Source organism: Agriterribacter sp., from assembly GCF_035444585.1.
GTDB lineage: Bacteria > Bacteroidota > Bacteroidia > Chitinophagales > Chitinophagaceae > Agriterribacter.
In genome coordinates, this window is record NZ_DAOMOZ010000102.1 from 8,752 (window position 1) to 16,376 (window position 7,625).

Consider the following 7,625-nt stretch of genomic DNA (forward strand, 5'->3'; position numbering starts at 1 on the left):
CCGCCCCGAAGTACAGATCGTTATGGATATGGATGGCTGGGGATTGCAGGCCCGTAAAATAAATACCTACAGGCAATACATTTACAAGGAGCCCGTACACTACGCCGGTTTTAAAATTTTTTACAAAAATGACTTCAGGGAGCCGAACAGCCGCACCATGACAGCCGAAGAGGTGCTGCAGTTGAAGCCTCGGCCGATATATATCCAGTACCAGTAGTAAGTGGTAAAAAGTGAATAGTGAATAGTGAGAAGTGAAACGTGAGAAGTGAGAAGTGAAACGTGAGAGGTGAGAAATGATAAGTGGTAAGATGTGCGTGCCGCTTTGTAATTATAACAATGTTTTGCCATCATTGTGGCCAGCGGGCGGCACTTAATGCTTAACTTCGCAGATTAATAAAAATATTGCACATGCAAAAGCTGTTTGTCGCGTTAATGTTTTCCGTTATACTGTCATCCTGTGCTGATAAAGGAAAATCACCGGGAGACACGAGTTACCTGCTAACGGGAAACATAGCGGGTTTAGACAGTGGATGGGCTTATTTGTACCACCCGGAAAAAGAACAGGAAATACCGGATTCAGCTAAGATTGTAAACGCCGGTTTTGAATTTAAAGGCAATGCAGCTTATCCTGAATTTGTGCTTTTAGGTTATGATCAGAATGGTCAGAAGAAGTTTCCACTCGGGTTCTTTCTGGAGAATGGAAAAATAACAATTAATGGATCTGTGGATTCATTGTATAAGGCTGATATCAACGGCTCCGACTCGCAGGAAGAGCTGAAGAAATTTAATGAACAGCGCAAGCCTATTGAAGAAAAGCAAAAACAATTGTACGATCAGTACCAAATGGCTGCAATGCAGGGCGATGCTCAGAAAGCGGGAGAAATTCAGAAGCAATATGAAGCCCTGGAAGGAGAGAGCAAAACGCTCGTTGCAAAATTTGTGAAAGAAAATCCGGCTTCTTATGTTTCGGCTTTTCAACTGGCACAAACGCTGGGTTATGACATAGAGCCCGCCGATATTGAACCTTTATACAATGGATTGGATGAAAATGTTAAAGCTTCTTATTTTGGAAAAGCCGTGAAAAAAAGCCTGGATGCGGCTAAAAGTACAGCTATAGGAAGCATTGCGCCAGATTTTACTTTAAATGACATCAATGGCAAGCCGGTTTCATTGGCTGCCTACAGGGGAAAATATACCCTGGTAGATTTTTGGGCAAGCTGGTGTGGCCCCTGCCGCCAGGAAAATCCAACCGTGGTTAAAGCATACGATACCTATAAATCCAAAGGATTTGATATTCTCGGCGTTTCCCTCGATGAAAAAAAGGACAAATGGGAGCAGGCCATTCGGCAGGACAAACTCACCTGGACGCATGTGTCGGATCTGAAAGGATGGGAAAGCGATGCCGCAGCTTTGTATGGGATCAAAGCCATCCCCATGAATTATTTATTGGATAAAGAAGGAAAGATCATTGCCAAAAGCCTGAGAGGGGAAGACCTGATCAAAAAATTAGGAGAGATATTGAACTGATAACGATAAATAATAAACAACAATAAAAGGTCAAAGATGTAATCCATCCCTGACCTTTTTATTTGGGTTTTTCATATGTCAAGTTATACATCACCAGTTGCAGTACTGCTACTGGTTTTTTAGTCGTAATGCCTGAATCCTATTTTATTTCTTACGACTGGTGTACTTTGCTTTTGTATCAGCTCTTTCAAGACCATAAAAATATTCTCAATATCTCTGCTGTTGCCCTTTACTTCCTTTTCTAATTTCGCAAGCTGTATCAATATCTCTTTATGGGTAAGCGTATATTCCCGGAGCTTTGTAAATACTCTTATGATCCTGATATTTACTTCTATAGCTGTTTTACTGTTTAAGATACTGGATAACATTGCAACACCTTGTTCTGTAAAAGCCATCGGCATATATCTTATACCGCCCCAGCTTGAGGTGCCAATTTGGCTCCTCAAGTTTTCAAATTCTTTCCTGGTAAGCGTAAACATAAAATCTTTGGGAAACCTGTTTATATTTCTCTTTACCTGTCTTTTCAACTGTTTTGTTTCTACGCCATACATTGCAGATAAATCCTTATCCAGCATTACTTTTTCCCCGCGTATTGCATATATCTTGTTCAATACTTTTTGTTCTGCCACCAATAGCTGTAACTCTTTTTTTGCCATAGCCGTTGTTTTTATGTTTATGAATATGTAATCATTTTAAAATTGGAAGCCACGCGTTTATGATTTCCAATAAAAGCACACTTTGCATTAAGATAAATGCCGCCGGTTTTGATGCGTGTTAAAACGTTGCAGACATTAGCACCCTCATCTCCGATTTTTTGTTTCCCTTAATTTCATCCAACCCACTGCCAACGGAATCTTTATTGCTGTAGATCAATTGTCCCCATTTAAGCCATACACTCATATATTTATTCAGCTTATACCTGGCATTGATATAATATCTTGACCCCTTATCATAAAATACAGGAACGGCGTAATAGTAAAGCACATCATTTTCATAGGCATATAGCCGGGAATTATAGCTATCGCTTTCAAAATATTGCAGGCGCATATTAAGACTTAGGCCGCTTTGCGGCGGCTTGTAAAAAACATCAAAAAAAGCCAGAAACCCTTTTTCAGGATTTTCTTTCTCCGGCGTATACCACAGCAATTCAAACCGCTGCCTTATCGAAAATGTTTTATCTACCTGGTGATTGATCTGTGTGCGCCATGAGCGGTTAAAAAAAGGTACCACTTCATTGAGGGCGTTGGTTTCCGTTTTTTGATTGATTTCTTTTTGGCGGCTCCGGTAGCGTGTATACATCTCAGTTAGTTTTGAAGGCTTGCAGCTAATCTGAACGAAAAGCTCCTTGCCATATGATGGTGCATCTGTTCGGTATTTTAACCAGGGAAAGCGATAAACATCAGTGTAAAAATGAATACCCCATGCCGGAAATGGTCTTAAAGAAAATCCGGCGTACAATCCCTGTTCATTGGAGACTGTGGTGTTTACCGTGAACGCATTGCCATAAAAGGCCTGGTACGATTTTGAAATGCTCCGGTGAAGGAGGGAAAGATCTGCTTTGGAATGAACACTGATCAGCAAGCCGTTTATTGCCGCCTTATTAAAATGATTGTCTGTAGCAAATTCACCGAAGGCATGCATATTCCTTAGCGTTAAGCCATAGTCTATACTGTAATTGCCATTATCCTTTCCCTTTAATGCATATAAGTTATAAGGGTCAGCTTCTTTTTGGATCTTTCTGTTAAAATGATATTGTACCATATTTAAACCCATATGCCAGTGCTTTTGTTTGCGTACCAGGTTTGTTCCGTAGGTCAGTTGATGCAAGCCTCGCCGGTCTGATCTTTCACTCTGTGTACGGTGATATCCCGAAGTATGAACAGATGAGATAATATCCTCCCCGCTTACCGGATCGGGACTTGTTTTGGCATCTGATTTTTTCAGCGAAAGAAAAGCAGTCCCCTGCCAGTTGTTTTTTTCAACCGTAACAGCGGCGCCACGGTGAAAATAAAATGCTCCTGAGGAGTTGTACGGACGCAAGGTGTGAGCCTGTCGCTTTATGTTCACTGCCGCAGCTCCTTTTCCGAAAGCCATGCCCTGCCAGTGAATAAGCCCCTGCCCCATATTGATCGTATAATCACCTAATGCTACAGCCTTAACAATGCCTATATTTCTTGCAAAAAAATGAACAGAATAGAAATCAAAGCCTGCGCGCTCATCAAATAAGGGTTCTCCTGCGTCCTTTGAGATCGTTAATCCGTATTGCAAAAGATTTTTATACTGGTATTTGTATCGAAACATCAGCCTCGTCGGATCGCCTGAATAGGAGCTGAGCGAGCTGTCTTTTATAAGATACCCTTTTGCTTTTTCCATAACACGCGAATACCGCATTACCAGGTAGTGGTTTCCGCTGCTGATCCGTTTCAATAATTTTTCTTTTGCAAAAGCAGGTTCTGCAATGTTGATAAAAGGCAGTAATTTCCGAATGAGCGGTATATCCCAGCCGGGAACCGATTGTAATTCATAGATGCTGATCAGCCTCCCCAATATATTCCTGTAATCCATGAAATGGCTCATCTGCAAAGGCGATAGCAACTGCAGTTCTGTAAGATCTGATACCGTAGCAGTATTAAGATTGAGCGGGTCTTTTTTCCTGTATTCCAGGTATTGCCACCAGCCGTCATCCGTGGTTTCAGCATCCTCAAGCCCTTCTGTTATACTTTCCAGCTGTTGTTCGGTTTCCGGCCAGAGCTGTTCCTGTGCCTGCAGGCACAAAGCAAAAAGCAAACATATTATAGTAGCATAACAGTTCATTCCTTTGCGTTTTTGTTAAGCTGATATAACAATAATAAACCGGGGGATATACCTAACTGCGGGTGAAAACCAACGGAGAAGTCCATGCGCAGTTTCCTGTATAGATAGCCTGCTCCAAAATAGCAGGAGGAAGTGCCTGTAAATATGCCTGCCCGGGCAAACAATTGTTTTATCGGCCGGTATTGTATTCCGGCATGCACATTTACATCTTTGCCCTTTTCTTTTATTACTTCCAGTTGTGTGAAAAAGGAGACGGACATTTCGTACCCCAGCCCGGTCTTATAAACAGAAGCGATTTTTTCACCGGTGTTCTTTCCGAGCGGGCTGCTTAAAGGGTTGTATATGGATACGCCGGTGTGCAACTGCTCACTGATATGTATCACTGAGCCTATTTCAAAATTTATTGCGGAGGCGTTCAGGTAAGAAGGAATGCGAAGATTATAATAATTGAATTTGGCTCCTATGCCGGCTTTGCTGCTCAGTGCCAGACCGTAGGCAATGCCCACCTGCGATTCATTGTATGCCTTATAACCGAAGTGATCTGCCTGCAGGGCAAAATTACCGGAGGAGGTAGGCATGGCAATAGCAACGGTGTACAGGCTGGTTTCTTCCAGCATAAATTTTCTTTCGCTATATACTCCGGTGCTGAAGCTGTTCAGGGCTGATAATGCCGCAATATTGGAAGAAAGTGAAAAGACATCCGTAAAATTTTTGCTGTAAGCTCCCGAAGAAGGATAATAAGATACCAGGGGTGTATGTGAGGTTTGAGTAAAACCGATAACAGCCTGGCAAAGCAATGCCGCAGCAAGCAGGTTAGCGCTTTTCATTTAACTGGTGTTTGAATGTTAAGATAAAGAAAAATGTTGAACCTTTAAAATATTTCAAACCATAACTTAGCATTTATTTATGCTGTCATCTATAGCCACACAGGCACCCGCAAGGGCCGCCCGCATTGCCGTTAGCACTTTGTTTTTTTCTGCCGGTTTTTGTTTTGCAAGCTGGGCTTCACGGATACCGGATATTCAGCAAAAACTGAGCTTAAATGAGGCAGGGCTTGGGATGGTGTTGCTTTCCCTGCCTGTAGGCTTAATGGTTAGTTTGCCGGTATCGGGGTTTGTGGTGGCGCGTTACGGAAGCCGGCATACCGCTATTATTGCCGCATTGCTGTATGCCATTCTTTTGCCTTTTTTAGGAATTGTTGTTTTGGTGTGGCAACTGGTGACCGTTCTTTTTCTTTTTGGCTTTGCGGGTAATTTGCTCAATATATCCATGAATACGCAGGGCGTAAGCGTAGAAGCTTTATACGGCAGATCCATCATGGCGTCTTTTCATGGAGTATGGAGCGTAGCCGGCTTTAGCGGAGCCGCTGTTGGAGCGTTCATGCTTTCTTTATCTGTATCTCCCTTGCTGCATTTTGGTATCATTACCATCCTGGTATGCTGCTTTGTTATTGTTGTGTACAAATATTTACTTACGAAAGATATTCATTCAGACAGCAAAGCTCCTGTTTTTGTAAAGCCCGACAATGCATTGTTAAAATTAGGATTGATCGCTTTTTGCTGCATGGTGTGTGAAGGCACCATGTTCGACTGGAGCGGTATTTACTTCGCCAAAGAGGTGCAGGTACCCAAATCACTTACAACCCTGGGTTATGTGGCATTCATGACTACCATGGCCGGCGGCAGGTTTGCCGGCGACCGGATGTCTGTGAAAATAGGCAGGAAAAATATGATAAGGGTGAGCGGGTTGCTTATTGCGGGCGGATTGGTGCTTGCTGTTGTGTTGCCGTATACGATCCCTGCCACTATAGGGTTCCTGATAACCGGCATGGGTGTGTCGTCTGTAGTTCCACTGTTGTACAGTGCAGCAGGCAGGTCCGGTAAAGTAGCACCGGGAGTTGCACTTGCTGCTGTTTCTACCATTGGTTACCTTGGTTTTTTGTTTGGCCCGCCGGTTATTGGGTTGATAGCGGAAGCATTTGGTTTGAGGTGGTCATTTGCGCTTATCGCTTTCCTGGGATTGGGCGTTACGCTGCTGGCGGGATTTTCCAGGATCGAAGATTGAGCAGTATTAAAAAACCAGGACATTAATGCCTGGTTTTGAATGTGCTTTATAGGTCTGTTCACGCTGTGCATCTTATTTCATCGTTTCAAAAAAAGATACTTCTCCGTCTGGCGTAACCTTCAGTATGCTGTAGTTCAACTGATCATCTTTTTTCAGCGCTACAAAATAATTGATACTGCTTTCATAGGGAACCAGCGGATATAAGTCATTCAGCCCACTTTCCATATAGTGATATTTAATGACCCTGCCGATAGTATAATTTTTGAATTGTTTTGAAATTGTTTTGCGTGCAGATGCAGGAAGATCGCTGAACGAAACGGTATGGGTTGTACCTACAAGATCGCCATCCCAATTGTAAAAGGCATGCATAGGCTTGTTGTTTTGTACAAATGACGCTTCGCTGTATTGCTGATCCCTGTTCCAGTGCACCTTTTTGGCATTTGCAAAATCCGATGAGAACTCCTGCTTTGCCATATAGGGAATTTTTTGTTTACCGGTTTTGTTGGTACCGTCTGCAAATGCAGTTGTGCTCATTAATGCAACGGCCAGTATTGTTATTAAACCTGTCTTTTTCATAACTGTAGTTTTTAAAGGTGATTAATGCGTTTGCATATATACCGACTGGTAGTTGGCTTCCATTGTTTATTCCTGCATTGTTAATCATATGTTTTTACACGGAAGGGCAACAAAAATCCCCGTTGCATTTGCAACGGGGAAAACTGTTAATGAAACAGAATATTACTTACTGCCTTTGTTGTTTTTCTTTTCCGCCTCATATTTGGCGTATGCTTCGGCATTCAGCACATTTCCTGTAATTTTTAATTCAAGCGGAATATCAATGCCCTGTACTTTTACATATACAGTTCTATCAAAATCACCAGCCGCGGCAGCATTAAATCCTGCTTTAATAATATTGCTTTTTCCTTTGGTAACAGGCTGTTCTGGTTTGGTAGGTGTAGTGCAGCCGCAGGAAGCCCACACGTTTTCTATCACCACGGGTTTATCGCTGATGTTTTGAAAGGCGAAGTCGTAAGAAACAGGAACGCCCTGTTTGATCTTGCCAAAGTCGTGTTTCTTTTCTTTAAAGCTGATCAGGTCTTCGGCTTTTTGTTTGCCTTCGGTTTGCTGTGCCACAGCCCAGGATGTAATGGCAAATGCTGCCACGGTAAATAACAGTTTCTTCATATTTAATGGTTTATGTTTTTTAATAATTGTACACT

General features: G+C 42.4%; 7 protein-coding genes and 1 pseudogene. 3 read left to right on the plus strand and 5 right to left on the minus strand.

Going from position 1 to position 7,625, the window contains the following annotated elements:
* Both PLH26_RS12125 and PLH26_RS12130 read left to right on the plus strand, forming a co-directional pair.
* Positions 1 to 217 (plus strand): annotated as a pseudogene (locus tag PLH26_RS12125) (hypothetical protein); the annotation flags it as partial.
* A gap of 191 nt (positions 218 to 408) precedes the next feature.
* Positions 409 to 1,527 (plus strand): redoxin domain-containing protein, encoded by a 1,119-nt coding sequence (locus tag PLH26_RS12130; RefSeq protein WP_324586287.1) that lies wholly within the window; start codon positions 409 to 411, stop codon positions 1,525 to 1,527.
* A 119-nt stretch (positions 1,528 to 1,646) separates the two neighbouring features.
* On the opposite strand, the gene PLH26_RS12135 is transcribed toward PLH26_RS12130, so the two are convergent.
* From PLH26_RS12135 to PLH26_RS12145, 3 genes are all read right to left on the minus strand, one after another.
* Positions 1,647 to 2,183, minus strand: a complete 537-nt coding sequence (locus PLH26_RS12135; RefSeq protein WP_324586288.1) for an ORF6N domain-containing protein — start codon at positions 2,181 to 2,183, stop codon at positions 1,647 to 1,649.
* A gap of 118 nt (positions 2,184 to 2,301) precedes the next feature.
* Positions 2,302 to 4,341: a ComEA family DNA-binding protein gene (locus PLH26_RS12140; RefSeq protein WP_324586289.1), complete on the minus strand. Its 2,040-nt coding sequence runs from the start codon at positions 4,339 to 4,341 to the stop codon at positions 2,302 to 2,304.
* A complete protein-coding gene (locus PLH26_RS12145; protein WP_324586290.1) occupies positions 4,338 to 5,168 on the minus strand; it encodes a hypothetical protein in 831 nt (276 codons plus the stop codon). Before PLH26_RS12145 ends, PLH26_RS12140 begins: the two co-directional genes overlap by 4 nt.
* A 79-nt stretch (positions 5,169 to 5,247) precedes the next feature.
* On the opposite strand from PLH26_RS12145, the gene PLH26_RS12150 reads away from it, so the two are divergent.
* Positions 5,248 to 6,405, plus strand: a complete 1,158-nt coding sequence (locus tag PLH26_RS12150; RefSeq protein ID WP_324586291.1) for an MFS transporter — start codon at positions 5,248 to 5,250, stop codon at positions 6,403 to 6,405.
* A 72-nt stretch (positions 6,406 to 6,477) separates the two neighbouring features.
* Here PLH26_RS12150 and PLH26_RS12155 read toward each other — a convergent pair whose 3' ends face one another.
* Complete coding sequence (locus PLH26_RS12155) at positions 6,478 to 6,981, minus strand: hypothetical protein (RefSeq protein ID WP_324586292.1); 504 nt, start codon at positions 6,979 to 6,981, stop codon at positions 6,478 to 6,480.
* A gap of 162 nt (positions 6,982 to 7,143) precedes the next feature.
* The gene (locus PLH26_RS12160) at positions 7,144 to 7,590 is read right to left on the minus strand and encodes a DUF1573 domain-containing protein (RefSeq protein WP_324586293.1); all 447 of its coding nucleotides are present in this window, start codon (positions 7,588 to 7,590) and stop codon (positions 7,144 to 7,146) included.
* Between the last annotated feature and the right edge of the window lie 35 nt (positions 7,591 to 7,625).